This window comes from Novosphingobium sp. 550D (assembly GCF_057401885.1).
This window is the reverse complement of record NZ_CM171613.1, coordinates 191,092-216,271: the sequence shown is the minus strand read 5'-3', so window position 1 is coordinate 216,271 and position 25,180 is coordinate 191,092. Positions and strand designations below refer to the sequence as shown.

The following is a 25,180-nucleotide window of genomic DNA, read 5'->3' as shown; positions in this document are numbered from 1 at the left end:
GTTCCTTAAAGCTTTGGATCAAGACGCCAGTGCTGCACGATCTCCCCCTCGGGCATGAGGGGGGCGAGGAGGACCTGTCGCAGGCCCGCATGGGCATGGATGAAAGCGCCTTGGGTGACGGCGATGATGAAATGCAGCGTGGCCGCCTTCATCCTCAGCAGGATGACGTCACCGGGCTGGATCACGCCTTGGGCGGGCACGAAATTCCAACGGGCGGCCAGATCAGCCGGCCGCTGCGCATTGGTGTTGCGCCATGCATAATCGGTTGGAAAATCACCCGGTAAACCGATCTCGCGCAGCGATGCGGCCAACACACCAAGGCAGTCCAGACCATGTTCGCGATGGCGTCCATGCAGACGAAAGCGCGTGCCGACCAGACCTTCGGCGGCCTGCGCCAGATCCGGCCCCCTGCTCATCCCGACACACCATAGCGGACCACCAGATCGTTTCCGGGCAGGAAGGGTTCGCCGCGGAAATTGATCGCATTGCCAAAGCGTTGGCTGCACGTGGCCAAAGTGTGGTCACACCCTTCACGCAATTCGACGCGGAGGCCTGCGGTCAACGTCTGATCCAGCGGATGGTCCAGCATCAGAAAACTGCCCGACCGACCGGTGATCGTCATGGAAATGCCTGCGTAAGGCCCATCGATCCATCGCAGTTGCCCGCCCAGCAGAAGATCGAGGTCAAGCGAGGTCGTCAGATGAATGAGATTGCTGTCCAGATCATGCGCCAACAGCGTCGCTTCATGGCTGAAACGTGCGGCGGACAAGGCGCATTCGCGGCCACAAAATTCGGCCCGGCAGGTCGGGCTGGTGCGGGGGATGGGATCGCGCGCCAACTCGGCCTTGCTCGATGCCAGTTCGGCCACAAAGCCTTGGACTTCCTGCTGACTGAGCGTGCCGATCTCGCCTCGATAAAGCGCCTGATGCTCCATCGTTTCCCAATCCACGACGCCTACAATGACGCGCGCGCCGTCAAACCGACCGGATTGCAGATCAAAGCTGCTGATCGCGTCATGGCTGATGGCGCCGTGGATTTCGGCCGAATCGTCATCCAATCCGCAAGTGCGCCGGATCGCGGCGGGCATCATCCCCGGCGCGGCCAGATGGGCGACATTGTCGAACCAAAGATCGCGATCATGCGTGGAAAAACCCAGCGTTACCCCATCGCGGCGCATGATCCGCCAATAGGTTGCGACCGTTTCCAGTTCTTGCGCAAACCATACCCGGCTCATACTGCCTCCCGCACTTCGATCAGAGGAACCGAAGGCGCCTCGCCCGCAAGGAAGGTCAGGCCTGAAACATCGAGCCGATCCTGTTCAAAACGCACCGGCACGTCGAACAGAAAGCCGGCACGCACGATTGCTCCGGAGGCAGGTGGTGACGCGAACTGCACCACGCCCAGCGCGCCCAATGTCCAACCGCTGGCCATGGCAATGCCATTGACGCTGACCTGCACCGATCCGCTGCGAGGACGTGTAATTCGCCGCAATTGCGCATCGTTATCCGTGCCATAACGCTTGACCAGAGCGAAGCTTGTGCTGCTGCCATTGCCGGTGCCCAGGATCTGATCGTTGGCGGTGGGCGTCCCGGTCATATCCTTTGAACTGAAATCGCTGGGATCGCACAGGCGAAAGCCGCGCGCTGGGCCACGCCGGGCGCGAAAGAATGTAAGCAGCGTGCCCAGATCCGCCTCCGAACGGATGCCCGGTCCGACATCAAAGCTCAGCCTGGCATCGCTCCACAAGCTGTTGCGCCGTTCAAAGCCGGAGGCCGTCGTGGTTACGCTGGTCGAAAAAGACGGGCTGATTTTGGTGTCCAGCCCCAGCGGCAAAGGATAGGCGACATCGTCAAAAGCGTTCATATCACTGTTGTCCTTGGAATAGGGCAAGGCGACAAAACCGTCGCGGCAAACTTGCGGCAGCGCCCAGACGAAGATTTCATGCGCCAGCCGATCACGCGCTTCGACGATTCCCTGATCGATAAAACGCCATTGGGCGGTTTGCGTGGACAGCAGGACAAAACCGGACAGGTAATCCTGTTGTTCGGGTGGATAGCCCAGCCGTTCATTGACCAGTTGATAGGCCGCATGGCGCTGTGCATCGGCCCCCGCGGTCAACCAGTCGTAATCCTCGACCTGCAACCGGTCGAAGGCAGGGCTGGCCCAGCCCACGGGCATGTTGGCCCGCTTGGCCTCCGGCGTGGCCGCATCCAGAACCGTCGGAACAAAGGTCAACAGCAGCGTTTCACAAACCGCGCCTGCGCTCTGCGCCACGGCCTGCGCGGCATTGGCAAGCGCGATGGTTGATGCCGCCAGCATCGCGCCCGCCTGATCCAGCAGCGCGGTTTGGGCCGAATTCAGCGGCGCCCGCAGATCGGGAATGGCCACCGGATTGCCGCCAAAACTGGCCTTGGCTGCATCGTCATAGATACAGATCCGGCCATCGGCCATGACCCACCACCATGGCTCGCCCACCTGAAATCGGACATCGCATCCCGCATCGACCATCAATTGCGCAAAGGCGGCCGCCACCGATTGTTGCCACGCCATCGCCGCCGTGTTGGCGGGTGACATCAGCGTCGAGGGCGGCGACCAGCCCGTCAGCGCAGCATCGCCATTGGCGGCCCGCTGTTGCCATGCCGCGGGGCAATGCGAGGCCAAAACTTCATAGGACAGCGAGGAAATGGGCGAATAGCCCCAAGCCTTGCAGGTGGCGAAGAATTCAGCATGCCACGCCCGCGCCGGTCCGCATAAGGGATCGCTGGAAAGGCCCACCAGAAAATCGCTGCCTGATGCGGTGAGCTGAAAGAAATGGCTCATCCCAACATAGTGCAGGACGCTGCCGCGATAGCCCAATTGGCGGATTGTTCGCATCAGCCGCGCCGGAGTCTGGTTGAAACTGTCGTCATAGGCCGTCGACATCGCCAATCCGTGGGGCGGGACAAAGACGTTGCCGGTTTTCAACATCGCCTTTTGGCCCGATGCGCGGATATTGGTCATCTCTGCCCACGCGCTCGATCCGGTGGCCAAAGGCGCGGTCGATCCCGCCACATAGGCGGTGGGGACCAGCGAGATGAACATCCGGTCTATGTCGGAGGGATAGAGCGGGTCCATCCCCAATTCGCGCGACCATCCGCCAAAGACTTCGGAAAAGGGCAGGGTGATCTGCGCGTCTTCACCCGATCCGATGGCAAAGTTCCACAGGCGGACATACCATGTCCGCGCCGCGCCCGTCGCATCGCGCCCTTCGATGGTCAGCGTCGGACCATTGACCTGATCCAAAGGAATAAGGCCGCCCGAGCGCCAGCGAAAGGACAAGGTCGTGCCCGCATAATCGCGATTGGTGGCATAGGCGAGCAAGGGATGGTCCAGCGTATCCTCGCTGTCCCAGATCAAGCCCGCCAGATCGCCCTGCGTCAGGAAACAAGCATTCAGCCGCAAGGCGTCAGGTGCGGGCGTGGTGATCGCGGCCATCATCGGGCGGGGGAAATTCACCGTCCAGAACCGGGGATCAAACCGCGCGATCCAATCGGTTTCCTGACCCTCGCGGGTGGAAGCAAGCCAGAAGGCCATGGGATTTTCCTATTCTATCAGGATTGGGTGAGCGCGCGGCGCACGGCACTGGCGACCTGACGGCTGGATCGCTGCATGGCGGCCGGGGCGTCGCTGCCGCTGCCGTTCAGTTGGATCGAGACGCGGACATCGCGCGATCCGCCGCCAAGCGCGCTGTTGGGTGCCACCGACCCGGCCGAGGTGGGCACGAACAATTCCGGTCCCCGTTCGCCCACCAGATAGGCCTGGCCCGGCGAGACCGGGCCGCCCGTCGCCCGTCCCGGCAGGCCAAGGATCGATCCCAGCAATGAGGAAATGCTTGAAGTCGTGCTGGAACTGGATTCCAGCCCCAAGGCGCTGGACAACAGGCTGGTCGAAGCGCTGGCGGCAATGTCGGCCAAGGCCTTTAACGCCGTGTTGCGCAGATCGCCAAATCCGGTGGCCCCGCGTTTCAGAGCTTGCGTCAGCGCGTTATCGAGCGCCGATCCGGCCTGCGTAAAACCGGGCAGCAGCGTCGTATCAAAACCGCTGCGCATGGCCGAAATGTCCTGGGCAAAACCCTGAGTGCTGGCGCGCACATCAATCAACAGGGATTGGACCGTGTCCGATCCGCTGGAACTTGAAGAATTAGCCATGGTCACGCTCCATCAAGCGGTTCATTTCCTCGCGGGTGAGCGGGGCGGTGCCGGGGGCGGCATCAGGCGCCAGAATGGCGGCCAGTTCGGCAGGCGTAGCGGCCCAGAATTCATCGGGGCGCCACCCCAGCAGCCTTGCCGCCAGACCGGACAATCGTCGCGCGCCTTCGCCAAAACTGGCCCTGTCGGCCATTACCCTTCGCCTTGCAGGATCTGGCCAAGGAGGCAGCGCAATTGCGGCGATACGCCTGCCAAGCCTTGAGCCACCACCGCTTCGCCCAGTTGTTCGCGGGTGATCCCATCGCGCCGGGCAAGGCAGTGCCAGAACAGGCCGATCAATTCGGCAAGGCGCAATTGCCCCGCTGCGGCCCGTTCCACCAAGGCGAACAGCGGCCCCAACTCATCCTCGGCCGCGACCAGCGCGGCAAAGCTGGGGCGCAGGACCCGCGCCTCGCCCGCGATGATCAGGCTGGCCTCTCCGCGCCAGCTGTTGGCGGGGTCGATCATACCGACACCACCGCGCCCGAACTTTCCAACTGGATCGTATAGGATCGCTCATTGTTGTAATCGCCCGAATATTCCAGCTTCTGGACCAGGAACTTGCCCTGCATCTTGCTGCCGTCTTCAAAGCTGAGCTGATAGGTGTCGAGCGTGCCCGACAGCGCATTGGTGCGAATGCGCGTTTCGGCGGCCGATCCCATGAACACACCGGCCGCGCTGACCGAGATGGTGCGCGCGCCTGCGCCCGACAGCAGATCGCGCCAGCCCGCGCTGTCCTTGGTGGTGATGGTCACGGCCTGTCCCGCAATCGACATTTGGGTGGTGCGCAGGCCCGCCACCGTGTTGAACGTGGCGGGCGTGCCGCCATCGGTGATTTTCAGCAGAAAGGCGGCTCCGGATTGAGCGGTCATGGGAATCTCCTGGATAAGGAAAGGGTTCAGGCCGCGATGGTGCGGAAACGATATTCCAACAGCATCGCGCGGGTGTTGTTGGCGCGCGCTTCGGCGCGGCTGCGCAGGAATTGCAGCGTGACGATGCGAAAGGCGCCCTGATCGCGCGGGATGGCGGCAATGCGGGCCTGCACCGCGCCGGTCAGGGCGGCCCCATCTTCGGGTCGATCCCCGCGAAGCTGAAGTTCGACGGCGATGCGGGTTTCATAGCCGGGTTCGGTTTTCGTACTCCAGTCCACGCTGGCGCTGGTGGCAATCGCCAGCCACGGCAGGGCGGTCCGACTGGGCGCTTCCTCGGTGATGGCGTTCAACAGGCCGGCCAGCGCCGCATCGCTTTTGAGCCAACCGATCAGGCCGGCGCGCAGGGGAATTTCCATGAGGTCTATCCTTGATCTGCGGCTTGGGTGGTGAAAGCGGGCCAGAGCAAGCGCGCATCGCGCCACATGGCGGTGTTGTCGCGATTGTTCTGGGCCTCTCTTGCGGCTTCCTCGGCTATGGCCTCTGCTCGCCGGTTCAGCGCGGCGGTCAATTGGCCAGGGTCGGGCTGAAACGAGGCCGAGATCATGCCATGCGCATCCGGCGCCAAGGCCGCCAAAGCGCGGTGACCGATGCAGGGGGCAGGGCGTCGGCCCCGGCGCTTTCACGTTGACGATATTGATGCGCGGCCAGGCGCATGATGCCGTGGCGCAGGGATTCGGGCAGGGTGGACCAATCCAAGGCAAGGCCCGCGGTAAAGCGGATCACCGCCCGCTCGATGCCAGTGGTGGCAGGGATGCGGATCGCGCATTGGCCTTCGCCGTCGATGCGGGTGGTATATTCGTTTTCCGCCAAGGCGCTGCGGGTGCCGGTATTGCTCAGCGCATCGACCGAGATCAGCGCCGAAACCGGGCGCACACCCAAGCGGTGCCACCCGTCCCCCGTACATCGCCCCGACCAGTCGGCGGGAAAATGACAGCTTTGCCAATCCATCGGGCCGGGAATGGCCATCCGCCCGGTGGGAACAGCGATGGTTTCTTCATAGGTGGCCCCCAAAGGCGCCATCCCGATATAATCGGCGCAAACGTCCAGCGCGGCGCCCAGCAGGCTGGTCAGACCCGCATCGTCCGCCGAAATGGTGATGCCAAGCCAATCCTTCAGCTCGGCCAGCGCCGCAGGTGGTAGCACCGGGGGCGTGACGATAACCCGCGTCATGGCGGTCTCCCTATTTGCAGGAATTGGAAAATGAGCCCCCGCGCGCGGGCGGCGCCACAACGCGGGGGCCAGGCAGTGCTGGCCGGAGAGGAGAGGAATGGAAGGCCCCGACCAGCCGGGGAGAGCCTTTAAGCGGTGATCTTGAGCAGCTTGATCGCGTCGCTGTCGAGCACCTGACCACCCACGCGCTTGGTGGCATAGAAGTTGACATAGGGCTTGTTGCTGTACGGATCACGCAGCAGGCGGGTGCCAAAGCGTTCGGTGATCAGATAGCCGTTCTGGAAATTGCCAAAGGCGATCGGCAGGGCATTGGCCGCCACATCGGGCATGTCGGAGGCTTCGACCACCGGATAGCCCAGCAGGCGGTTGGGCTGACCTTCGATCACCGAGGGCTGCCAGATATAGGCGCCGGTCGAATCCTTGACCTTGCGGATCTGGGCAATGGTGGCGGCGTTCATCACCCAGACCGCGCCCTGACGGTGGCCGGGTTTCAGCGCCATGACCATATCGATCAGCTTGTCATCGGGGTTGGTGCCCAGACCTGCCGCATCGCCCGAACCCAGATGCTGAAGCGTGCCAAAGCTGCGGACATCGTCAGCCGTCGAACTGGTCGCGCCGGTCAGGAAGCCCAGCGGCTGATTTGTGCCGGTGCCCGACACGAAAGCGGCGCCTTCGGCACGGGCGAATTCACCCGCGATCTGGCCCGCCAGCCATGCTTCAACATCGAAACCGGCATCGTCCAGCATGAACTGCGTGGCCGATGGGTTGGCATAGAGTTCACCTGAGGGCGGGATGATTTCGGCAAACTTGGGCGAGATGGTTTCGGTGCGGGCGCCGGTCTGGCTGGCCCAGCCCGACTGGGGCGCGCCGGTGGCGATCAGCTTGCGATAGTCCGAGGTCGTGGTCTGAACCACCTGGGCAATCGCGCGGATCGGGCTGAGGCGCAGAAGGCGCTCGGCAATCTGCTGATCCAGCGCGGTGGGGACGACAAAGCCGCCATCGCTCATCGTCACGGTGTTGAGCGATTTGAGTTCGGTGTCGCGGCCGGCGCGCAGATAGCCATCGACAAAACCCTTCATTTCATGGTTGCCACCCATGGCACCGGCCAGCGGCGGACGAGCGGGGGCACGGAAACGCGACTTCACTTCCTCGATTTCGCTGCGCAGGGCGTTCAGCGCGGCGTCGGCAGCTTCCTGACGCGCCACGATGTCGAACGATGCGTCGAGACCGGCGTTGAGGTTTTCATGTTCCATGAGGCATTTACCTTTCTGACAAAAAAGCCGCCCCCAAAATTGGCGGCTCGACGAAAAACGGGAAAATCGTGATGGTTGGCCGCGCTCAGGCGACCATGTGGACCCGCGCGTCATGCTGCATCGGGTGGGTTACAAGGCTGACCTCGAACAGGTCGATGTCGCGCAATTCGCGCCCCTGCGCATCGTGGTTGAAGGCGCGGGCGCGATAGCCAAAGCTCAGGCCCGTGACCTTGCCCGCTTTCAGAGCAGCCGCCGCGCCGCCCGCCGGGTTGTCGATCCGGGCGATCACGCGCAGGCCCCGCTCGTCCTCGGCGGCATTTTCGATCCAGCCGATCTGCTGGTCCGGATTGTGCTGCCAGAACAGGGGCAGGGGGCCTTGGCGGCGGGCGTCGCGTTCGGCCAATGTGCGGGCAAAGGCACCGGGACGGATCGTGTCGCGCCCGGCATCGCGTTTGTCGAACAGGGCGGCGTATCCGGCAAAGCGCAGGCCATCTTCAGAAGCGGTGGTCATTTCAACAAACCTCCCGCCCCGGAACGCATGGCAATGCCCACCAGAATGGCAGCAAGTCCCGCGCGCACCGCCCAATCGACGATGGCCTTCCACATGCTGCGCTTGGCGTCGCGCCATGCGCGCAGCAATTCGCGCAATTCGGACAGATCATCAGGCGCGCCATCATCGTTGAGCCCCATGCGCGCCAGCATCCGCGCCGCGCCCAATTCGCTGGCCTCCTCGACAATCGCGCGCAGCGTGACCAGATCGCCCCCTTCGGCATTTTCCTGCGCCATCAGGCGGGCCAGCATCTCTTCGCGCTTCATGGCTGCACCTCTTGGGCCAGAGCAGGAAGGCCGAGCATTTCGCGCTTTTCCGCATCGGTCAGGAAATTGGCGGCATTGATCTGGCTCCACAGCGCCTGCCGGTCCTCGGCCAGAGCAGGGATGCGGTCGAGGTCGATGGCCAGACGCGCATCGGGGAACCATGTCTCCAACCCCTCGGCAATGGCGGAGAGAAGCTTGTCGGCCAAAGGCAGCAGCGTCAGCCGCCAGAGCGCCTTATTGGCCTCCTTGTAATTGTTATAGGTGCTGTCGCCCGGCAGGCCCAGAAGCATCGGCGGCACGCCAAAGGCCAGCGCAATATCGCGCGCGGCGGCCGATTTCAGCGCGGCAAAATCCATGTCGGCGGGCGACATCGACATCGACTGCCATTTCAGGCCCCCTTCGAGCAGCATCGGCCGCCCGGCGTTGGGCGAACCGGAAAACACCCGGTTCAATTCCTCGCGCAGCCGGTCAAACTGTTCGCCCGAAAGCCCCGCGCCATTGCCCGCATCATAGACCAGCGCCCCCGAAGGCCGCGCCGCATTTTCCAGCAAGGACCGGTTCCAGTTGGCCGCCGCATTATGCGTCGCCACCGCCTGATCCGCCGCGCCAAGGCATCCCGCGCCGTAATGGTCATCGCCCGGATGATAGCCCTTGATATGGATGATATTGGGCGAGGCATCGGCATCGCACATCGGGATGGTCATCGACCGATCCCCCACGCGATAGGTGATGCCCGTGGGCCAGCCATCATGGCCAAACACCAGCGTCACCCGTTCCGGGCGCAGGGCAAAGAGTTCGACCGGATAGCCCATGCCATCCTTCAAAATCTGCACATAGGCATTGCCGTGAAGCAGCAACTGGCTGGCCAGCGTTTCGAGCAAGGATTGCCCCGCCGAGGTTTCCAGCACCAGCATGGCCAGCGAAGGATCGGTGGGCGCCAGCGGCGCGCCGGCAATGCCATCGGCCACCAGCCGAACAGCCCGATGCGCCACCGGATTTTCCAGATAGGCGCGGCGCACCGCCTGATGATAGTCAAACGGCAGCCGACCGCCGCCGCTTTCGCCAAACAACCATGGCGAGACATAGGATTGCGCCAGCGGCACGCGGGCTCCCTTGCCCTTGAAGGCGGAAGCGATTGTTTCAAGCAGGTTCATGGGTCGCCTTTCAAGATGAAATGGTGGGCGAATGGGTCACAGATCGAGCACACGCGGCGGGGCGCGGGTGGAAAGCATCAGTTCCGTCAGCGCCCAGACGGCGGCATCGGCGCGGTCGGGCGACCGGCCCGGCCCCTGATAGGAACCGCCCGCCACCAGACCGCACAATTGGTCCTCCAGCGCGGGGAACGCGCCGACATGGCGCACCCGCCCCGTTTCATAGAGCGCGGCCACAGGCTCGGCCCGCGCCGCCTTGCCCACGCTGGCGTGAACCAGCCGGATGGGCAGGGCGACATTGGCCGCGCGCAGCACGCTTTCCACCATGGCGCCGCCCTGGTTGGCCTCGGCCACAACGCGGTCGGCGCGCCATTTGGCGGCCGCCTCGGCCACGGCGCGCGCCCATTTTTCGGGGCTGGCACGCATGACCGTGGCATCGGCCAGAATGCGGGCCACACCATCATCGCCCAATTGCGCGACAATGATCCCGCATGCGTCCCCCACCGCCGAGGCAGGCGGATCGACCCCGATCACCGTTCGCATCGGCGCGGCAGAAGGGACAGGTTCGCGCAACCGTTCGAACATGGCGCGCGTCCACAGCGCGCCCTCGATATCGGTCAGCAATTCGCCATCCAATTCCTGCCGCGCCAAAGCCGATCGGCCAAAGCTGCGGCGCATATCCTTCAAAAACCGCGCGGGCAGGTTCGAGAGATTGTCCTGTGTCCGTCCACGCGTGATCGAAACATCGTCTTGCCCCAGCAATTGCATCAACAAGGGCACCGCCCGCGGCGTGGTGGTGGCCAGCGCTTGGGGATTTTCGCCAAGGCGCAGGCCGAGCAACAAGTTGTTCCAGGCATTTTCCGACCGCTGGGCCGCATTGTCCCATTTGGCGATTTCGTCGCACCACGCGTGGCTGTGTTGCGGCCCGCGCAGGCTTTCGGGCTCCCCCGCCGAATAAAGTGTCGCCTGCGCCCCGTTGGGCCAGATCAGCCGACGCAGCGAAGGTTCGAACCGCGGGCGACGGCGTGGGGGACAGCAGGCCAGAATGCCGCTTTCCCCCTCGACCATCACCGCCCGCGCTTCGCCAAGGGACGCGCCGACCAGAGCGATGCGCGCATCGGGATTGTCGGCGGCCACCCGGCGGATCCATTCAGAACCCAGCCGCGTCTTGCCAAACCCGCGCCCCGCCATCACCAGCCAGATGCGCCAGTCATCAGCGGGCGGCAATTGTTCGGGCCGCGCCCATAATTCCCAGTGGTGGCGCAATTCCGCCCGTTCCGCCGGGGTCAGGATCGCCAGTGCAGTCTGCCTTTGTGCCAGGGGCTGTTCCAGAAGGCACTCCAGCATCCTGCTATTGGGCATCGGGCGCCTCCTCATTGGCTTCTTTGGCGGCGAGCCAGCGCTCGCGCATTTTTTCCAGCTTCATGTTGATCGAGGCGAGGATCGCGTCAGCATCCTCTTCCTCACGAATGGCGCGTTCGCGGGCGACCGTTTCGCGGTGCGCGGTCAGCAGGCGCAGCGCGGTGGCATTGTCAAAGCTGCGCGTGGCGCGTTTGGCGCCGGTGGCGGGCTTCAACTCGCCCACGCGCAGGCGATAGAGCAGCGCCATTTCCAGCGCGTCATATCCTTCGCAAAGCGAGGCGCGCCATGCGCGGGCAAATTCGGCGTCATGGCGGCGGGTGTCGTAAACCACGCGGGTCGACACCCCCGCCTTGGCCGCCGAGGCCGTGACATTCGATGTGGCGGCCAATTCGGCCAGAAAGGTTGCACTCCAATCGGCATGGCCACGCCGCGGAGGCGCCGTCAGCTCATCCTGACGACGGGACTTGGGACTGTCCGCCATATCTTTGATCCATTGCTAGAAGGTGGGCGCTGCCGGAGCGACTCGGTCTTTCGCGATGTTCCCTATATGTACCGATTGAGCGTGACGATGTCAATGATAAAGTGCCATATGGGTTAAATGATCCGTGCTTGCCCATATGGTCTGCGCTGGCTAAGCATGTGGTCGAACTTTAGGGGAATTACGATGCTGCGCCGCCTGTATAACTGGACGATGGGTAAGGCCGCCGGGCCATTTGCCGAATATTGGCTGGCGCTGTTTGCCTTTGTCGAGGCCAGCTTTTTCCCGATTCCGCCGCATCCGGTGCTGGGGCTGATGTGCCTGGCGCGGCCAGAACGGGCCATTCGCTATGCCATTATAACCACATTGGCTTCTGTGGCGGGTGGTGTGCTGGGCTATGCCATCGGGCATTTCGCTTTTGCCATGGTGGGGGAAAAGCTGCTCGATGCGCTGCATCTGACGGCCAGCTTCCCCTATGCCGCCTGCAAATTGCGCGGCGAGGCGGGCTTTATCGCCATCATCGCCAAGGGCGCAACGCCGATCCCGTTCAAGCTGATCACCATCACGGCGGGCTTTATCGGTATGCCCATCGCCAAGTTCCTGTTGGCCAGCGTGATCTCGCGCTCGATCAGCTTCATGATCGTGGGCGTGCTGTTCCGCCTGTTCGGCGCGCCGATCAAGGCGTGGATCGACAAGTACCTTGGCATGGCCGTCGCCGGGTTCGTCGTGCTGGTGGTGGCCGGATTTGTCGCTGCCGCGATGCTGGGCGGGCACAAGGGTGGCAAGGTTGATGAATGCACCGGGGTGACGATGGAAACTTTGACGCAGGTGAAGTAAGGGGCTTATGCCTCCGGCGGGCAAAGGGATTTATCCCTTTGCAATCCCGATAATGGGGTGGTGTATCGATTGCGACGCTGCGTCATGTTCATAAAATTAAAGCCTGCGGGCATCCAACGGCGCCGCAGGCTTTATCATTTCAACGCCGCGTTCGACACAAAACGCCGAACCCAAGGCGCAACGCAGACAGTAACGGGAGCGCGAGGGACGAGTCCCTCGCACCTATAATCCCTTAAATAATCCCAGCCTTCTTACCGGCCCGCTCAAACATGCCGATAATCGTCTGGACCTGCTCTGCCGTATGCGCCGCGCACAGCGAGCAGCGCAGCAGCGTCATGCCGGCGGGCGTTGCCGGGGGGCGCGCCAGGTTTACATAAAGACCTTCGTGCAGCAGCGCCTCCCACATGGCCGCGCCGCGTTCCAGATCGGGCATGATGACCGAGATGATCGCCGACTGGGGCGTTTCGGTGCCCAGCTTGAACCCACGCTCGCGCAGGCCGCCATGCAGCACGCGCGAATTTTCCCACAGGTGGGCGCGCTTGTCGGCGGCATGCATCAGCTTGCGCACCGACGTCGCGGCGGTGGCCACAACCGAGGGCGGCAGCGAAGCCGTGAACACATAGGGACGGCAGACCAGACGCATGATCTCGAACTTGGGATGGTTCGAAACGCAGAAGCCGCCGACCGTGCCGACCGACTTGCTGAAGGTGCCGATCACGAAATCGACCTGATCCAGCACGCCCTGCTCCTCGGCCACGCCGCGTCCGTTGGGGCCGATAAAGCCCATCGAGTGCGCCTCGTCCACCAGCACCATCGCGCCGTACTTCTTGGCGATGGCGATCATTTCCTTGAGCGGGGCAATATCGCCCAGCATCGAATAGACGCCTTCGAGCACGACCAGAATGCCCGCGCCTTCGGGCACGCGCTTCAGGCGCTTTTCCATCGCCTCGATGTCATTGTGCTTGAAAGGCACGACTTCGGCATCGCCCATCTTGCACCCGTCCCAGATGGACGCATGGCTGTCGATGTCGAGGATGATGTAATCACCCTTGCCCGCGATCGTGGAAATGATGCCCAGATTGGCCTGATAGCCGGTCGAGAACACCATGGCATGATCCATGCCGTAGAAATCGCAAAGCGCCTGTTCGACCGCCTTGTGCCCGGCATAGGTGCCGTTCAGCACGCGGCTGCCCGTGGTGCCCGAACCGAAATCGTCCAGCGCCTGCTTGCCCGCGGCAATTACGTCCGGGTCAAACGTCATGCCCATATAGTTATAGGTGCCCAGCAGGATCGTCTCGCGCCCGTTGCACATGGCAACCGTGGGCGAAATCACCTTTTCCATCACCAGTCCGAACGGATCGGTCACGCCCGTGGACAGAAGATCCGTCCGCATCTGGATCAGGGGATCGAATTTGGAAAAAAGATCCGTCATGGTGATCAACCCTGCAACTTCACGACCGCATCGACAAGCTGGCCATAGGTTTCGATTTCGGCCTGCTGGTTCATCGAGATGATGATGTCGAATTCGTCCTCGATGGCGGCCACGAAATCCATCACCGTCAGGCTGTCGAATTCCAGATCACCGGCAAAGCTGGTTTCGTCGGAAATGGCGATGCCCTTCTTGTTGAAAGGCTCGATCAGCGCGGCGATCTTTTCGCTGGTGGCGGCGCGGTCCATGCAGAATTCCTTATGCAAATGCGGTGAAGGCCCTCTGGCCGACAATTGCGGCGCAAAAGGGGCGGTGTGGGGCAAATGTCAAGCGGGCGTGTTATCCAGCAACCGTTTCACCGCCGCCATAAAGGGGCCAATCGACACAGGCTTGGCCAGATAGCCATCGGCGCCCGCTTCGCGGATGCGTTCCTCGTCGCCCTTTCCGGCATAGGCGGTCACGGCCAGAACCGGGATCGAGCGCAGCACCGGATCGGCCTTGGCCCCCTCGATCAATTCCAGCCCGGAGATATTGGGCAATTGAATGTCCATGATCATCAGATTGGGGACAAAGTTGCGCGCCTTGTCCAGCGCCTCCAACCCGTCGCCCACCGGCTCGACGGTAAAGCCCTGGCTCTTCAAAACATCGCAGAACAGCTTGCGATTGAGGTCATTGTCCTCGACAACCATAATTCGCTTTGCCATGCGCCTGCCTGTGATCGTAATGGGGTGGTCGTTTGCGTTCCGGCCACTGGCTCTAGGACCTATCGAAGAGGCTGACAATTCTGCGCATGGCGAAAAAGGATGATGGCGAACCCGAAGGTCTGGCTCTGGCCGCTTTGGGGTGGATCCTGTCGGATGACGATCATGCCGACCGGCTGCTGGCGCTGACCGGGGTCAGCCCGGAGGAATTGCGCGAAAGAATTGGCGAGCGCGACGTGCTGGCCGCGATATTGGAGTTTGTCTTGAGCCACGAACCGGATCTTCTCGCCTGCGCTGATGCGCTGGGCGTGGCGCCAAAGGCGCTGGAAAAGGCCCATGCCGCGCTGGCCGCGCCGATGGGCGATGCGGATTGGGGGGCATAATGGCGCGCCCGCTGGTCATTTCCGATTGCGATGAAGTGCTGTTGCACATGATCGCCCCGTTCCGCGACTGGCTGGCCCAGACGCAGGGTGTCACCTTCACCATGAACGGCAATGATTTCTCGCGCTCGATGCATTGCGCCGATGGATCGGCGGTGCCGGGGCCGGAGATGTGGCGTCTGCTGGGCGCCTTCTTCGACACCGAAATGCATCGCCAATCGCCAATTTCCGGCGCGATCGAGGGGATGACCGAATTGTCCCGCGATGCCGATGTGGTGATCCTGACCAATCTGGAGGACCACCGACAAGAGGCCCGCACGCGGCAATTGGCCGATCACGGTTTGAACATTCGCGTGTTCACCAATCAAGGCCCCAAAGGCCCCGCGATTCGCGCCATCCTGAATGAATATCGCCCCAGCCGCGCGGTTTTCATCGACGACATTGCCCAGCATCACGGTTCCGCTTTTGAGGTGACGCCCGATGTGTCCCGCCTGCATCTTTGTGGCGAACCTTTGCTGGCCCCCCATATTCAATGCGCCTTTGTCCAGGGCCATGCCCATGCCCGTATCGATGATTGGGCCAATGCATTGCCCTGGCTGAAGGCCCGACTGCATGGAGATACCAATGACTGATTCTGTTGAAGCCCGTCTGGCCGAACTGGGCCTGACCCTGCCCGCGGCGGCGGCTCCCGTTGCCGCCTATGTGCCGGTGGTCGAGGCGGGCGGCCTTGCCCATGTTTCGGGCCAGTTGCCCTTTATCGACGGCGCGCTGGTCAAGGGCCGCCTTGGCGAAAACGTCAGCACCGAAGAAGGCTATGAAGCGGCGAAGGCTTGCGGCCTGATGCTGCTGGCCCAATTGAAGGCCGCTCTCGGCAGCCTCGACCGCGTTGAGCGCATTGTAAAACTGGGCGCTTTCATCAATTCGACCGGCGATTTCACCGACCAGCCCAAGGTCGCCAATGGCGTCAGCGAGCTGATGGTTGCGGTCTTTGGCGACGCCGGCAAGCATGCCCGCAGCGCGGTCGGCGTGCCGGTCCTGCCGCTGGGCGCGGCGGTGGAGGTTGATGCTATCGTGGCGGTAAAGGCCTGAGGCATGCGTGATTCAGAGCGGGCCGAAGACAGGCTCGCGTGGTTGCGCGGCGCCGTGATTGCCCATCGTGGGCTGCACGACATGGCCCGCTCTGATGCACATTGGGTGGAAAATACGCTTTCCGCCTTCGCCTGTGCGATTGCGGCCGGATATGGCATCGAATGCGATGTCCGGCTGGCGGGCGATGGTACGGTGGTGGTCTTTCACGACGATACGCTGGACCGATTGACCCATGCCACAGGGCCGGTGAAGGCCCATGGCATGGAGGTTCTCTCGCGCCTGCCGATTGCGGGCACGCGCGATGTCATTCCAACGCTTGCGCAATTGCTCGATCTGGTGCGGGGGCAGGTGCCGCTGCTGATCGAGATCAAGCTGGACAAGCGTGAGGATCCCGCGCCGCTTTGCGAAGGTGTGGCGCATGCGCTGGCCGATTATGCCGGGCCGGTGGCGATCATGAGTTTCGATTCGCGCGCGCCGCGATGGTTTGCCGCCCATGCGCCCGACGTGCCGCGCGGCATGGTGCTGGACGCGCGCGACATGACCGGCTGGCGCGCCAAGTGGTTGACGCGGCGCACTCTTCTGGCCGCAGAAACAGAGTTTTTGGCCGTAGACATTCGCGCCTTGCCCAATCAGACAGTTGCGCAATGGCGCGAAAACTGGCCCATCGCCACATGGACCGTGCGCCGTGCGGTTCAGCGGGATGTGGCGATCGCCCATGCCGATGCCCTGATTGCCGAAGGAGATGGTCTGGCGTGAGCGAAGCCCAATATACCGCCCATGTGCAGCCCGGCGTCGCCCAGCTGTCCGCGGCGGATTGGGATGCGTTGACCGATGGGGCCAACCCCTTTGTCTCGCACGCTTTTCTATCGGCGTTGGAGGATTCGCATAGCGTGGGCGATGGCACCGGGTGGCAACCCGCGCCCATCACGATCCATGATCCCGCCGGTCGGCTGGCCGCGGCCTTGCCCGCCTATGTCAAGACGCATAGCCAGGGCGAGTATGTCTTTGACCATAGCTGGGCCGATGCGTGGGAGAGGGCGGGGGGCGATTATTATCCCAAATTGCAAATCGCGGTGCCCTTTACCCCGGCGACCGGCCCGCGTCTGCTGACCCGCCACGAAGATCTGATGCCGGCGCTGATTCGCACCGCCGAAACCATGTGCCGCGATGCGGGCCTGTCCAGCGCCCATGCCACTTTCATCGAGTCGGAGCAGGTGGCCGCCTTTGAAAAAGCGGGCTGGTTGATCCGGCACGATATCCAGTTCCACTGGGCCAATGCCGGATATAGCGGGTTTGACGATTTTCTGGGCGCGCTGTCCTCGGACAAACGTAAGAATTTGCGCAAGGAGCGGCGCGCGGCGCAGGATGGCGTGGTGATTCGCCAACTGACAAGCGACTCGATTCGTCCCGAACATTGGGACGCGTTTTGGCGATTCTATCAGGACACGGGCAGCCGCAAATGGGGCAATCCCTATCTGACGCGGGCGGCATTTGATCTGTTGGGCGAAAGGATGGCGGACCGGATCCTGCTGGTCATGGCCTTTATCGATGATCGTCCTGTGGCCGGGGCGCTCAATTTCATCGGGGGCGATTGCCTTTATGGCCGCTATTGGGGGGCGACCGTGGACAAGCCCTTCCTGCATTTCGAGCTGTGCTATTATCAGGCAATCGATGCCGCCATCGCCATGGGCCTGAACCGAGTCGAGGCCGGGGCGCAAGGTGGGCATAAGCTGGCGCGTGGATATGCCCCGGTACGCACGACATCGGCGCATTACATTGCCCATGCGGGCTTTCGCAACGCGGTGGCCGATTTCCTGCGCCGAGAGCGCGAAGGCATTGCCGCCGATCAGAATTTTCTGGAAACGCGTACCCCGTTCAAGCGGGGCGGATAAGACCCCGTTTGGATCAGGGCGTTTCAGGCCGCGTGGCGGTCCATGGGCGCTTTGGTGGCCAAAATCCATGCGCGGGCGCGGCGTTGGGCCTCGGCAATGTCGCGGACGGTCATTTCATCGGAGACTTCGGCGCGGCAATGCTGGGCTTCTTCATGGCCACCAACTGCGGCCAGATTGAACCATTTATGCGCCTCGATCAGATCACAGACAGCGCCATGGCTGCCGGTGGAAAAGGCGACGCCCAGATCGAAATAGGCATCGATGCAGCCCTGGCTGGCGGCCAGCAGGCAATTGGCGATGAGGCCCGAAATCGCGCTCTCTGTCGCCGGCGTCGATGCGCCTAAGAGGAGGTCTTGTGATTGTGGCCGGTTGTATCCCATGTCGAAGTTCCCCATGTCCTGTTCATGAGGATGAAGCTGTCGGAAGATGACTAACAAGTCGTAAACCATCGGCAGAATTTTGCCGCGTGTCATGACGGTGTCACCTTCAAACGTTTTAGCCCCGCCCTATTCGCAATTTAGCGGTGGTTTAACCTGTTCGATTTTGGCTTTGTCGCTTGTGGAGCCTTATGGGCCAAACTATAGGCCAAGCCATAGAATGGGACGATTACCAGTCCCGCGGATGGAATTCGGAGGGTTATAATGGCAAGTGGTCTGGCGGACGAAATCGATGTCCTCGTCAAGGCGAGGCGATCGCTGGCCGGTGATTATGTCCCGTCCGATGCCGAAGAATACATGAATGCCGAGCAGTTGGACTACTTCCGCCGTCTGTTGCAGCAGTGGAAAAAGCTGATCCTGAGCGCGGCGGCCGATACGCTCAGCCAGTTGCAGGAAGGCCCGCTGCGCGAGCCTGATCTGAACGATCGTGCGTCGTCGGAAACGGATTGGGGCATCGAACTGCGCACCCGCGATCGTCAGCGCAAATTGATCTCCAAGATCGACTCGGCGCTTCGCCGGATCGAGGAAGGCGAATATGGCTATTGCGAAGTGACCGGGGAGCCGATCGGCCTTGGCCGTTTGATCGCCCGCCCGATCGCGACCATGACGGTTGAGGCGCAGGAAGCCCACGAACGTCGTGAACGCGTTTCGCGCGACGATTGATCCCGATTACGTAACTTACCGGGCGTCGTTTACGCTTTCTTTGCCATTGCGCGTTAACACTTTTCTGTGAATTTCCAGCCCTTCCCTTGGCATAGGGTGGCTGGTTTCATAGGCCTGTTTACCTAAGCAGGCGCCTCAGTAATGGGAAGTGAGCCAACGATGGCCGGTAACGAGCAACGCCAGATCAACCGCGACAGCCTGTTTATGTTGGCAGGTTTGCGCGTGGACGGCCGCGATCCGGTGCGCCGCGTCAAAATCCGCAATCTGTCGAGCGGCGGTCTGATGGCCGAAGGCGACATGCGCGTGGTGGCCGGAACCCCGGTTGAGGTCGAATTGCGCAATGTCGGCTGGGTTTCGGGCGTGGTGGCTTGGGTTCAGGAAAGCCGTTTTGGCGTCGCCTTTCACGAGGATATTGACGCCAAGAGCGTTCGCGCCGCGCAATCGCCCGCTAACACCGATTTCGTCCCGATGCGCCCTCTGGCCGCGGTGACACAGGTCGAGCCGGGCCAGTTGCGCAAGATCTGAAATTTTCCAAACGCTTGCTAAAACAACATCTGGCGGGCGTTTCCCTGCGCGGCAAATTGCTCTAGGCTTGTCGCAATCATGCTGCGCAAAAATCGCATCTCCATACTGATGGCCGCCCTGCTGGTCGGGGCCTGCCATGGCTCAAGCGAGCAGCAACCGCTGCGGGTTGTGGTGCTGGGCGAATCGGGTGACAGTCCGGCTTCCTTTGACATCTGGCTGCGCGCCGCCACCAGCGAAGGGCTGGTCAGCCTGGATGAGGAGGGCAAGGTTGTGCCCGGTCTGGCCGAACGCTGGATCGTGGCGGACGAGGGGCGTGGCTATATCTTCCGCCTGCGCGACAGCACGTGGAAAGATGGCACAAGGTTGAGCGGGGAAACCGCAAGGTTGGCGCTGCGCCGGGCGATTGCCGCGCAAAAGGGGACGGCGCTGGGGCAGGATCTGACGGTCATCGAGGATATACGCGCGATGGCCGGGCGGGTGATCGAGATCCGGCTGGCCAATCCCATGCCCAATTTCCTGCAATTGCTGGCCCAGCCCGAACTGGGCCTGCAGCATCGCGGGCAGGGCGCGGGGCCGATGAATCTCAAACATGTCGATGGGCTGGATTGGCTGACGCCGATTTCGCCCGATGCGCAGGGCCTGCCCATGCCGGAGGGCTGGGCATCGAGCGTGCGCCCGTTGGCCGTTCGGCGCATGGGGGCGCAACAGGCCGTGCCCGACCTGTTGGCGGGCAAGGTTGATGTGGTGCTGGGCGGGCGGTTGACCGACCTTGCGCCGGTTCAGCGCGGCCTTTTGGGCCAACGCGGGGCCAAGTTCGATATTGCACCCGGCCTGTTCGGCCTGCTGGTCGAAAGTGACAGCGGCTTTCTTGCGCTTCAGACGAATCGCTCGGCGCTGGCCATGGCGATTGATCGGGCGGGGCTGGCCGGGGCGCTGGGGGTGCCGGGATGGGTGACCACGACTCGGCTGATCTCGGCGGGCATTGGCGAGGTGCAGGTCCCCGAACGCTGGGCCGACATGGATATGGAACAGCGCCGCAATGTCGCGCGTGATCGGGTCGCGGCATGGGTCAAGCTGCGCAAAGCCGCGGCCAAGCCGGGTGAATTGATCAGCGATGGACTCGATTTGACGCTGGCCATGCCCAAAGGCGCCGGCAGCGACATCATTTTCACCCGACTGGCACAGGATATGGCCGCAATCGGGTTACGCCTACGCCGGGTTTCTTTGGGCGATTCGGCCGATTTGCGCATATTGGACGAGGTTGCCCGTTATCCTGCGCCTAATTGGTTTTTTAACCAGTTGCATTGCGGCGTGCATAAAATTTGCACCCCCGACGCCGATCAACTGGTGGCCCAGACCATGAATGTCGAGGCCCCGCTCGTGCCCGCGCTTTACGCCGAGGCGGAGCGAGAAATGATTGATAATAATGTTTTTATTCCGATAGGTCAGCCCGTCCGCTGGTCTCTGTCGGCTAATGGAATACGCGGATTGACACCCAATCCTTATGGCATACACCCTCTTTACCCATTCTCGCAGGGACCGCGTTAGGGGCATTTACGAGTTTGCCCAAAAAAATGGCGGTTTGCCTGTGGGTTTACATAAAATTAACCTTTCGCGTTCATTTCTCCTATGGTTAATAGCGGATGCATCCGATTGAGATGCTTCTTCGGGTTTCGGGGCAAGGGGGTTCACCCATATGCGCGTGTTGTTGATCGAAGACGAGCCGACTACGGCAAGAGCGATTGAGTTGATGCTCACCACAGAGGGCTTCAACGTCTATTCGACCGATCTCGGGGAAGAAGGCCTCGATCTCGGCAAGCTCTATGATTACGACATCATCCTTCTGGACCTCAACCTACCGGACATGCACGGCTATGACGTGCTGAAAAAGCTGCGCGTGGCCAAGGTGCAGACCCCGGTGCTGATCCTTTCGGGCATTTCCGAAATGGACAGCAAGGTGCGCTCTTTCGGCTTTGGCGCCGACGATTACGTGACCAAGCCTTTCCATCGCGAAGAGCTGATCGCCCGCATTCACGCTGTGGTCCGCCGTTCCAAGGGCCATTCGCAGTCGGTCATCCGCACCGGCAAGCTTTCGGTCAACCTTGACGCCAAGACGGTCGAAGTGGATGCCGCGCGCGTCCATCTGACCGGCAAGGAATATGCGATGCTCGAGCTGCTTTCGCTGCGCAAGGGCACCACGCTGACCAAGGAAATGTTCCTCAACCACCTGTATGGCGGTATGGACGAGCCTGAACTCAAGATCATCGACGTGTTCATCTGCAAGCTGCGCAAGAAGCTGGCGCATGCGTGTGGCGGTGAAAATTACATCGAAACGGTTTGGGGCCGCGGCTATGTGCTGCGCGATCCGAACGAGGATGCAGTCGCAGCCTGAGACGGACCTATTTCCTGAAGCCCGACCTGAAAGCCCGCCTCCGCAAGGATGGCGGGCTTTTCATTGGGATCATCGTTTTCGGCTGGCCTTGACCAGGGCGAGGGCAGCGGTCCCGCTCATCATTATGGCGGCAATCAGGCCAATGGCCGCGCCCCAAAGCCCTGCTCCTTCGCCGCCGAAAAACAATCCGCCGATAAAGCCGATGAGCGGCAGAACGATCAGGGCAAGGCATCCAAGGGCAAACATCGCGGGCATTCTTGGCCCTCTGGCCCTTGACCCTGCCTTAACGGCCTGCCATCGCGCCCGGCGAAAACTTGAAGGCACAGATATGACCGCGCATAAAGAAGGCGATCCCACCACGCTCAACCGGCTCTATGGCCGTTCAAAGGGTAAGCCCCTGCGCGCCGGACAGCAAGGTCTGGTGGACACGCTGCTGCCCCAGATCGCCGTGCCGCTCGAAGGCGAAGTGACGGCCCAGCGCCTGTTTGGCGAAGATCGCCCGCTGCATTTCGAAATCGGCTTTGGCGGGGGTGAGCATATGGCCTTTCGCGCCGACATGCTGCCCGATCACGGCTTTATCGGCGCCGAACCCTTCATCAACGGCGTGGCGCAGGCCCTGACCCATCTGTCGGGCGACAATGGAGCGCATGCCCCGATCCCGAACGTCCGCATCCATCACGGCGACGCGTTGGAGGTGCTCTCGCGCATTCCCGATAGTTCGCTCACGATGCTCTATCTGCTGCATCCCGACCCATGGCCCAAGGCGCGCCATGCCAAGCGTCGCATGATGAATGATGGCCCGGTGGAAATGTTCGCCCGCAAGCTGAAGCCCGGCGGCGAATTCCGATTCGGCACCGATCACGCGATCTATGTCCGCCATGCCTTGATGGTGATGCAGCGCCACACCGACAAGTTCGAGTGGTTGGCCAAGGAAGCCAAGGATTTTCAGGTCCGCCCCGGCGGCTGGCCGCAAACGCGCTATGAACACAAAGCGCGCACGGTTTACGGCCACGAGGTCTGGTATTTCCGCTATCGCCGCAAGGCGTGAGGCGCGGACATAATCAAAGAAAAGGCCGGTAAGCCCACAAGCTTACCGGCCTTTTTTCATCAGCCCGAGATGCCGGCCGCGGCCAGCACGGCCAGCGTCAGCACATCAGGGGCAATCGCGGTCATGGGCACGATCTGCACCGGCTTTTCCATGCCGATCTGGATCGGGCCGATGGCCGTGTTGCCGCCCAGTTCGCGCAGCAGCTTGGCCGCGATATTGGCCGATTGCAGGCCGGGGAAGATCAGCACATTGGCCGGAGCCGTCAGGCGGCTGAAAGGATAATGCTTCATCACCGCCGGGTTCAGCGCCGCGTCAGGCGTCATTTCACCTTCATATTCAAAGTTCTGCGGCTCTGAATCAAGGATCGAGATCGCCCCGCGAATGGGTTCGACCCACTTGCCCATCGGGTTGCCAAATGTCGAGAAGGACAGGAACGCCACGCGCGGTTCATGCCCCAGACGACGCGCCACAGCCGCCGTTTCCTTGGCGATGACCGCCAGCTCTTCCGACGTCGGGCGTTCGTTACAGGTCGTGTCGGCCAGAAATGTCGTGGCATTTTTGCCCACCATGACGTGGATGCCAAAGGGCAGATGGCCCGGACGCGGATCCAGCACATGGCGCACTTCGCGCATCGTCTGGCCAAAGGGACGGGTGGCGCCCGTCACCAGCGCATCGCCCACGCCCAGCTTGAGCAGCGCGGCGGCAAAACCGTTGCGGTCCTGATTGACCATGCGCTTGATATCGCGTTCCAGATAGCCGCGACGCTGCAGACGTTCATACAGCATCTTGCCCATGGCTTCGACATGTTCGCTGTCGGCGGCATTGTGGATCTCGAAAGATTCCGGCTTGCCCACGCCCAGTTCAATCAGCTTTTCGCGCACGGCCTGCGTGCGGCCGACCAGAACCGGCGTGCCATAACCGAAATCCTTGAACTGGATTGCGGCGCGCAGCACCACTTCATTCTCGGCCTCGGCAAAGATCACGCGCTTCGGGTTGGCCTTGACCTGTTCATAGACATTGGTCAGCACCGAAGTCGTCGGGTTCAAACGGCCCTTGAGCTGATTGCGATAGGCGTTGAAATCCTCGATCGGCTGCTGGGCCACGCCGCTGTCCATGGCGGCCTTGGCAACGGCCATCGACACCACTTCCATCAGGCGCGGGTCGAAGGGAGCCGGGATGATGTAATCGCGGCCAAAGCTATGGTTCTTGCCATAGGCCAGCGCGACTTCTTCGGGCACCTGTTCGCGCGCCAGTTCGGCGATGGCATTGGCCGCGGCAATCTTCATCTCTTCGTTGATGGCGGTGGCGCGCACGTCCAGCGCCCCGCGGAAGATGAAGGGGAAGCCCAGCACATTGTTCACCTGATTCGGGAAATCCGAACGGCCGGTGGCGATGATGCAGTCGGGGCGAGCGGCCTTGGCCTCGGGCGGGGTGATTTCGGGCACCGGGTTGGCCATCGCAAAGATGATCGGTTCGGGTGCCATTTCCTTGACATATTCAGCCGGCAAAGCGCCCGCCGCCGACAGGCCAAGAAACACGTCCGCGCCCTTCAGCGCCTGTTCGAGCGTGCGCGCATCGGTGTCGATCGCATGGGCGCTCTGCCACTGGTTTACCGGCTTTTCGCGGCCGCGATAGATCGGCCCGTCGCGGTCGCACACGATCACGTTTTCGTGACGCACGCCCATCGATTTGATCAGCGATGTACAGGCCAGCGCCGCCGCGCCCGCGCCATTGACCACGACCTTGATGTCTTCCAGCTTGCGGTTGGTGATCATGCAGGCGTTGATCAGGCCGGCGGCCGAAATGATCGCGGTCCCGTGCTGGTCGTCATGCATGACCGGGATCTTCATCCGTTCACGCAGGGCCTGTTCGATCACGAAACATTCGGGGGCCTTGATGTCTTCAAGGTTGATCCCGCCAAAGCTGGGTTCCATCAGCGCGATGGCTTCGATCAGCGCTTCGGGGTCTTCGGAATTCAATTCGATGTCGATCGAATCGACGTCGGCAAAGCGCTTGAAGAGGACCGCCTTGCCCTCCATCACGGGCTTTGACGCCAGAGCGCCCAGATTGCCCAGACCCAGAATGGCCGTGCCGTTCGAAATCACCGCAACCAGGTTGCCCTTGGCGGTGTAATCATAGGCGGCGGCAGGATCCTTGGCGATGGCTTCGACGGGAACCGCAACGCCGGGCGAATAGGCGAGGCTGAGGTCTCGCTGGGTTGCCATCGGCTTGGATGCGATGATCTCGATTTTGCCGGGGCGGATTGTGTTGTGGTAGAACAGCGCTTCGCGCTCGGTAAACCTGACGTTGGCTTGCTCGGGGCTTTCCTCGGACACCGACACTTTCTCCTTCTTGCAAGGCTGCCCTAACCAATGTGATCGCACAGCGATAGGGGAAAG

General features: G+C 62.1%; 33 protein-coding genes. 11 read left to right on the top strand and 22 right to left on the bottom strand.

All coding sequences use genetic code 11. From position 1 onward, the window contains the following. Positions 1–5 precede the first annotated feature (5 nt). The 16 genes from AC2S2E_RS01065 to AC2S2E_RS00990 all read right to left on the bottom strand — a co-directional run bounded on the left by AC2S2E_RS01065 (position 6) and on the right by AC2S2E_RS00990 (position 11,391). Positions 6–416, bottom strand: coding sequence for a C40 family peptidase (locus tag AC2S2E_RS01065; protein ID WP_486523422.1), 411 nt, complete (start codon positions 414–416; stop codon positions 6–8). After that, positions 413–1,234, bottom strand: a complete 822-nt coding sequence (locus tag AC2S2E_RS01060) for a DUF2163 domain-containing protein (RefSeq protein ID WP_486523421.1) — start codon at positions 1,232–1,234, stop codon at positions 413–415. The genes AC2S2E_RS01065 and AC2S2E_RS01060 overlap by 4 nt, the downstream gene beginning before the upstream one ends. Continuing rightward, the gene (locus AC2S2E_RS01055) at positions 1,231–3,573 is read right to left on the bottom strand and encodes a DUF2460 domain-containing protein (protein WP_486523420.1); all 2,343 of its coding nucleotides are present in this window, start codon (positions 3,571–3,573) and stop codon (positions 1,231–1,233) included. The genes AC2S2E_RS01060 and AC2S2E_RS01055 overlap by 4 nt, the downstream gene beginning before the upstream one ends. Positions 3,574–3,590: 17 nt before the next feature. Then, positions 3,591–4,187: a tail tape measure protein gene (locus tag AC2S2E_RS01050; protein ID WP_486523419.1), complete on the bottom strand. Its 597-nt coding sequence runs from the start codon at positions 4,185–4,187 to the stop codon at positions 3,591–3,593. Continuing rightward, complete coding sequence (locus AC2S2E_RS01045) at positions 4,180–4,380, bottom strand: phage tail assembly chaperone (protein ID WP_476104300.1); 201 nt, start codon at positions 4,378–4,380, stop codon at positions 4,180–4,182. The genes AC2S2E_RS01050 and AC2S2E_RS01045 overlap by 8 nt, the downstream gene beginning before the upstream one ends. Continuing rightward, the gene (locus AC2S2E_RS01040; RefSeq protein ID WP_476104299.1) at positions 4,380–4,694 is read right to left on the bottom strand and encodes a gene transfer agent family protein; all 315 of its coding nucleotides are present in this window, start codon (positions 4,692–4,694) and stop codon (positions 4,380–4,382) included. Before AC2S2E_RS01040 ends, AC2S2E_RS01045 begins: the two co-directional genes overlap by 1 nt. Further along, complete coding sequence (locus AC2S2E_RS01035) at positions 4,691–5,098, bottom strand: phage major tail protein, TP901-1 family (protein ID WP_476104298.1); 408 nt, start codon at positions 5,096–5,098, stop codon at positions 4,691–4,693. The genes AC2S2E_RS01040 and AC2S2E_RS01035 overlap by 4 nt, the downstream gene beginning before the upstream one ends. Positions 5,099–5,124: 26 nt before the next feature. Further along, positions 5,125–5,514: a DUF3168 domain-containing protein gene (locus AC2S2E_RS01030; protein ID WP_476104297.1), complete on the bottom strand. Its 390-nt coding sequence runs from the start codon at positions 5,512–5,514 to the stop codon at positions 5,125–5,127. A 5-nt stretch (positions 5,515–5,519) separates the two neighbouring features. Continuing rightward, positions 5,520–5,702, bottom strand: a complete 183-nt coding sequence (locus tag AC2S2E_RS01025; RefSeq protein WP_476104296.1) for a hypothetical protein — start codon at positions 5,700–5,702, stop codon at positions 5,520–5,522. Next, a complete protein-coding gene (locus AC2S2E_RS01020; protein WP_486523418.1) occupies positions 5,699–6,328 on the bottom strand; it encodes a head-tail connector protein in 630 nt (209 codons plus the stop codon). Before AC2S2E_RS01020 ends, AC2S2E_RS01025 begins: the two co-directional genes overlap by 4 nt. Positions 6,329–6,456: 128 nt before the next feature. Beyond that, on the bottom strand, positions 6,457–7,581 hold the full coding sequence (locus AC2S2E_RS01015; RefSeq protein ID WP_476104294.1) for a phage major capsid protein: 1,125 nt from the start codon (positions 7,579–7,581) through the stop codon (positions 6,457–6,459). Between the two features lie 85 nt (positions 7,582–7,666). Beyond that, complete coding sequence (locus AC2S2E_RS01010; protein ID WP_476104293.1) at positions 7,667–8,092, bottom strand: HK97 family phage prohead protease; 426 nt, start codon at positions 8,090–8,092, stop codon at positions 7,667–7,669. Then, positions 8,089–8,397 (bottom strand): DUF6127 family protein, encoded by a 309-nt coding sequence (locus AC2S2E_RS01005; protein WP_476104292.1) that lies wholly within the window; start codon positions 8,395–8,397, stop codon positions 8,089–8,091. Before AC2S2E_RS01005 ends, AC2S2E_RS01010 begins: the two co-directional genes overlap by 4 nt. Continuing rightward, positions 8,394–9,551: a phage portal protein gene (locus AC2S2E_RS01000; RefSeq protein ID WP_476104291.1), complete on the bottom strand. Its 1,158-nt coding sequence runs from the start codon at positions 9,549–9,551 to the stop codon at positions 8,394–8,396. The genes AC2S2E_RS01005 and AC2S2E_RS01000 overlap by 4 nt, the downstream gene beginning before the upstream one ends. A gap of 36 nt (positions 9,552–9,587) precedes the next feature. Next, the gene (locus tag AC2S2E_RS00995; RefSeq protein ID WP_486523417.1) at positions 9,588–10,910 is read right to left on the bottom strand and encodes a DNA-packaging protein; all 1,323 of its coding nucleotides are present in this window, start codon (positions 10,908–10,910) and stop codon (positions 9,588–9,590) included. After that, positions 10,900–11,391 carry a hypothetical protein gene (locus AC2S2E_RS00990; RefSeq protein ID WP_486523416.1) on the bottom strand — a complete coding sequence of 164 codons (492 nt, stop codon included), beginning with the start codon at positions 11,389–11,391 and terminating at the stop codon, positions 10,900–10,902. The genes AC2S2E_RS00995 and AC2S2E_RS00990 overlap by 11 nt, the downstream gene beginning before the upstream one ends. A 183-nt stretch (positions 11,392–11,574) precedes the next feature. On the opposite strand from AC2S2E_RS00990, the gene AC2S2E_RS00985 reads away from it, so the two are divergent. Next, complete coding sequence (locus AC2S2E_RS00985) at positions 11,575–12,225, top strand: YqaA family protein (RefSeq protein ID WP_476104288.1); 651 nt, start codon at positions 11,575–11,577, stop codon at positions 12,223–12,225. A gap of 232 nt (positions 12,226–12,457) precedes the next feature. On the opposite strand, the gene spt is transcribed toward AC2S2E_RS00985, so the two are convergent. The 3 genes from spt to AC2S2E_RS00970 form a co-directional block, all read right to left on the bottom strand. Then, positions 12,458–13,657: a serine palmitoyltransferase gene (gene spt, locus AC2S2E_RS00980; RefSeq protein ID WP_486523415.1), complete on the bottom strand. Its 1,200-nt coding sequence runs from the start codon at positions 13,655–13,657 to the stop codon at positions 12,458–12,460. 5 nt (positions 13,658–13,662) lie between these two features. Beyond that, positions 13,663–13,902 carry an acyl carrier protein gene (locus AC2S2E_RS00975; RefSeq protein WP_476104286.1) on the bottom strand — a complete coding sequence of 80 codons (240 nt, stop codon included), beginning with the start codon at positions 13,900–13,902 and terminating at the stop codon, positions 13,663–13,665. A gap of 78 nt (positions 13,903–13,980) precedes the next feature. Continuing rightward, positions 13,981–14,358: a response regulator gene (locus AC2S2E_RS00970; protein ID WP_486523414.1), complete on the bottom strand. Its 378-nt coding sequence runs from the start codon at positions 14,356–14,358 to the stop codon at positions 13,981–13,983. Between the two features lie 86 nt (positions 14,359–14,444). Here AC2S2E_RS00970 and AC2S2E_RS00965 point away from each other — a divergent pair, with 86 nt between their 5' ends. The 5 genes from AC2S2E_RS00965 to AC2S2E_RS00945 are packed head-to-tail and all read left to right on the top strand — an operon-like array spanning position 14,445 to position 17,716. Further along, positions 14,445–14,738: a DUF3572 domain-containing protein gene (locus AC2S2E_RS00965; protein WP_486523413.1), complete on the top strand. Its 294-nt coding sequence runs from the start codon at positions 14,445–14,447 to the stop codon at positions 14,736–14,738. Beyond that, positions 14,738–15,367, top strand: a complete 630-nt coding sequence (locus AC2S2E_RS00960; RefSeq protein ID WP_486523412.1) for an HAD family hydrolase — start codon at positions 14,738–14,740, stop codon at positions 15,365–15,367. The genes AC2S2E_RS00965 and AC2S2E_RS00960 overlap by 1 nt, the downstream gene beginning before the upstream one ends. Then, complete coding sequence (locus AC2S2E_RS00955) at positions 15,360–15,824, top strand: RidA family protein (protein ID WP_476104282.1); 465 nt, start codon at positions 15,360–15,362, stop codon at positions 15,822–15,824. The genes AC2S2E_RS00960 and AC2S2E_RS00955 overlap by 8 nt, the downstream gene beginning before the upstream one ends. A gap of 3 nt (positions 15,825–15,827) precedes the next feature. Beyond that, on the top strand, positions 15,828–16,580 hold the full coding sequence (locus AC2S2E_RS00950) for a glycerophosphodiester phosphodiesterase family protein (protein ID WP_486523411.1): 753 nt from the start codon (positions 15,828–15,830) through the stop codon (positions 16,578–16,580). Next, on the top strand, positions 16,577–17,716 hold the full coding sequence (locus tag AC2S2E_RS00945; protein WP_486523410.1) for a GNAT family N-acetyltransferase: 1,140 nt from the start codon (positions 16,577–16,579) through the stop codon (positions 17,714–17,716). Before AC2S2E_RS00950 ends, AC2S2E_RS00945 begins: the two co-directional genes overlap by 4 nt. 23 nt (positions 17,717–17,739) lie before the next feature. Here the strand turns inward: AC2S2E_RS00945 and AC2S2E_RS00940 are convergent, their stop codons facing one another. Beyond that, positions 17,740–18,096 carry an SEL1-like repeat protein gene (locus AC2S2E_RS00940; RefSeq protein WP_476104279.1) on the bottom strand — a complete coding sequence of 119 codons (357 nt, stop codon included), beginning with the start codon at positions 18,094–18,096 and terminating at the stop codon, positions 17,740–17,742. A 261-nt stretch (positions 18,097–18,357) separates the two neighbouring features. Here AC2S2E_RS00940 and dksA point away from each other — a divergent pair, with 261 nt between their 5' ends. From dksA to ctrA, 4 genes are all read left to right on the top strand, one after another. Beyond that, on the top strand, positions 18,358–18,816 hold the full coding sequence (dksA, locus tag AC2S2E_RS00935) for an RNA polymerase-binding protein DksA (RefSeq protein WP_486523408.1): 459 nt from the start codon (positions 18,358–18,360) through the stop codon (positions 18,814–18,816). A 141-nt stretch (positions 18,817–18,957) separates the two neighbouring features. Further along, entirely contained in the window at positions 18,958–19,341 is a 384-nt protein-coding gene (locus AC2S2E_RS00930; RefSeq protein ID WP_476104277.1) for a PilZ domain-containing protein, read from the top strand. Positions 19,342–19,419: 78 nt separating this feature from the next. Further along, positions 19,420–20,889: an ABC transporter substrate-binding protein gene (locus tag AC2S2E_RS00925; protein ID WP_476104276.1), complete on the top strand. Its 1,470-nt coding sequence runs from the start codon at positions 19,420–19,422 to the stop codon at positions 20,887–20,889. Between the two features lie 148 nt (positions 20,890–21,037). Next, a complete protein-coding gene (gene ctrA, locus AC2S2E_RS00920; protein ID WP_476104275.1) occupies positions 21,038–21,733 on the top strand; it encodes a response regulator transcription factor CtrA in 696 nt (231 codons plus the stop codon). A gap of 69 nt (positions 21,734–21,802) precedes the next feature. On the opposite strand, the gene AC2S2E_RS00915 is transcribed toward ctrA, so the two are convergent. After that, positions 21,803–21,979: a hypothetical protein gene (locus AC2S2E_RS00915; RefSeq protein ID WP_486523407.1), complete on the bottom strand. Its 177-nt coding sequence runs from the start codon at positions 21,977–21,979 to the stop codon at positions 21,803–21,805. 82 nt (positions 21,980–22,061) lie between these two features. Between AC2S2E_RS00915 and trmB the strand changes: the two genes are divergently transcribed. Beyond that, entirely contained in the window at positions 22,062–22,781 is a 720-nt protein-coding gene (gene trmB / locus AC2S2E_RS00910; protein ID WP_486523406.1) for a tRNA (guanine(46)-N(7))-methyltransferase TrmB, read from the top strand. A 59-nt stretch (positions 22,782–22,840) separates the two neighbouring features. Here trmB and AC2S2E_RS00905 read toward each other — a convergent pair whose 3' ends face one another. Continuing rightward, entirely contained in the window at positions 22,841–25,117 is a 2,277-nt protein-coding gene (locus tag AC2S2E_RS00905) for an NADP-dependent malic enzyme (RefSeq protein WP_486523404.1), read from the bottom strand. Positions 25,118–25,180: the final 63 nt, after the last annotated feature.

Coding starts and splice junctions, on each gene's coding strand:
- AC2S2E_RS01015 (WP_476104294.1), bottom strand. CDS start 7,581: ATGGAACATGAAAACCTCAACGCCGGTCTCGACGCATCGTTCGACATC.
- AC2S2E_RS00990 (WP_486523416.1), bottom strand. CDS start 11,391: ATGGCGGACAGTCCCAAGTCCCGTCGTCAGGATGAGCTGACGGCGCCT.
- spt (WP_486523415.1), bottom strand. CDS start 13,657: ATGACGGATCTTTTTTCCAAATTCGATCCCCTGATCCAGATGCGGACG.
- AC2S2E_RS01065 (WP_486523422.1), bottom strand. CDS start 416: ATGAGCAGGGGGCCGGATCTGGCGCAGGCCGCCGAAGGTCTGGTCGGC.
- AC2S2E_RS01055 (WP_486523420.1), bottom strand. CDS start 3,573: ATGGCCTTCTGGCTTGCTTCCACCCGCGAGGGTCAGGAAACCGATTGG.
- AC2S2E_RS01050 (WP_486523419.1), bottom strand. CDS start 4,187: ATGGCTAATTCTTCAAGTTCCAGCGGATCGGACACGGTCCAATCCCTG.
- AC2S2E_RS00925 (WP_476104276.1), top strand. CDS start 19,420: ATGCTGCGCAAAAATCGCATCTCCATACTGATGGCCGCCCTGCTGGTC.
- AC2S2E_RS01045 (WP_476104300.1), bottom strand. CDS start 4,380: ATGGCCGACAGGGCCAGTTTTGGCGAAGGCGCGCGACGATTGTCCGGT.
- AC2S2E_RS01020 (WP_486523418.1), bottom strand. CDS start 6,328: ATGACGCGGGTTATCGTCACGCCCCCGGTGCTACCACCTGCGGCGCTG.
- dksA (WP_486523408.1), top strand. CDS start 18,358: ATGGCAAGTGGTCTGGCGGACGAAATCGATGTCCTCGTCAAGGCGAGG.
- AC2S2E_RS01000 (WP_476104291.1), bottom strand. CDS start 9,551: ATGAACCTGCTTGAAACAATCGCTTCCGCCTTCAAGGGCAAGGGAGCC.
- AC2S2E_RS01010 (WP_476104293.1), bottom strand. CDS start 8,092: ATGACCACCGCTTCTGAAGATGGCCTGCGCTTTGCCGGATACGCCGCC.
- AC2S2E_RS01035 (WP_476104298.1), bottom strand. CDS start 5,098: ATGACCGCTCAATCCGGAGCCGCCTTTCTGCTGAAAATCACCGATGGC.
- AC2S2E_RS01005 (WP_476104292.1), bottom strand. CDS start 8,397: ATGAAGCGCGAAGAGATGCTGGCCCGCCTGATGGCGCAGGAAAATGCC.
- AC2S2E_RS00995 (WP_486523417.1), bottom strand. CDS start 10,910: ATGCCCAATAGCAGGATGCTGGAGTGCCTTCTGGAACAGCCCCTGGCA.
- AC2S2E_RS00970 (WP_486523414.1), bottom strand. CDS start 14,358: ATGGCAAAGCGAATTATGGTTGTCGAGGACAATGACCTCAATCGCAAG.
- AC2S2E_RS01030 (WP_476104297.1), bottom strand. CDS start 5,514: ATGGAAATTCCCCTGCGCGCCGGCCTGATCGGTTGGCTCAAAAGCGAT.
- AC2S2E_RS00965 (WP_486523413.1), top strand. CDS start 14,445: ATGGCGAAAAAGGATGATGGCGAACCCGAAGGTCTGGCTCTGGCCGCT.
- AC2S2E_RS00950 (WP_486523411.1), top strand. CDS start 15,828: ATGCGTGATTCAGAGCGGGCCGAAGACAGGCTCGCGTGGTTGCGCGGC.
- AC2S2E_RS00915 (WP_486523407.1), bottom strand. CDS start 21,979: ATGTTTGCCCTTGGATGCCTTGCCCTGATCGTTCTGCCGCTCATCGGC.
- AC2S2E_RS00930 (WP_476104277.1), top strand. CDS start 18,958: ATGGGAAGTGAGCCAACGATGGCCGGTAACGAGCAACGCCAGATCAAC.
- AC2S2E_RS00940 (WP_476104279.1), bottom strand. CDS start 18,096: ATGGGATACAACCGGCCACAATCACAAGACCTCCTCTTAGGCGCATCG.
- trmB (WP_486523406.1), top strand. CDS start 22,062: ATGACCGCGCATAAAGAAGGCGATCCCACCACGCTCAACCGGCTCTAT.
- AC2S2E_RS01060 (WP_486523421.1), bottom strand. CDS start 1,234: ATGAGCCGGGTATGGTTTGCGCAAGAACTGGAAACGGTCGCAACCTAT.
- AC2S2E_RS00955 (WP_476104282.1), top strand. CDS start 15,360: ATGACTGATTCTGTTGAAGCCCGTCTGGCCGAACTGGGCCTGACCCTG.
- AC2S2E_RS00985 (WP_476104288.1), top strand. CDS start 11,575: ATGCTGCGCCGCCTGTATAACTGGACGATGGGTAAGGCCGCCGGGCCA.
- ctrA (WP_476104275.1), top strand. CDS start 21,038: ATGCGCGTGTTGTTGATCGAAGACGAGCCGACTACGGCAAGAGCGATT.
- AC2S2E_RS00960 (WP_486523412.1), top strand. CDS start 14,738: ATGGCGCGCCCGCTGGTCATTTCCGATTGCGATGAAGTGCTGTTGCAC.
- AC2S2E_RS01040 (WP_476104299.1), bottom strand. CDS start 4,694: ATGATCGACCCCGCCAACAGCTGGCGCGGAGAGGCCAGCCTGATCATC.
- AC2S2E_RS01025 (WP_476104296.1), bottom strand. CDS start 5,702: ATGATCTCGGCCTCGTTTCAGCCCGACCCTGGCCAATTGACCGCCGCG.
- AC2S2E_RS00975 (WP_476104286.1), bottom strand. CDS start 13,902: ATGGACCGCGCCGCCACCAGCGAAAAGATCGCCGCGCTGATCGAGCCT.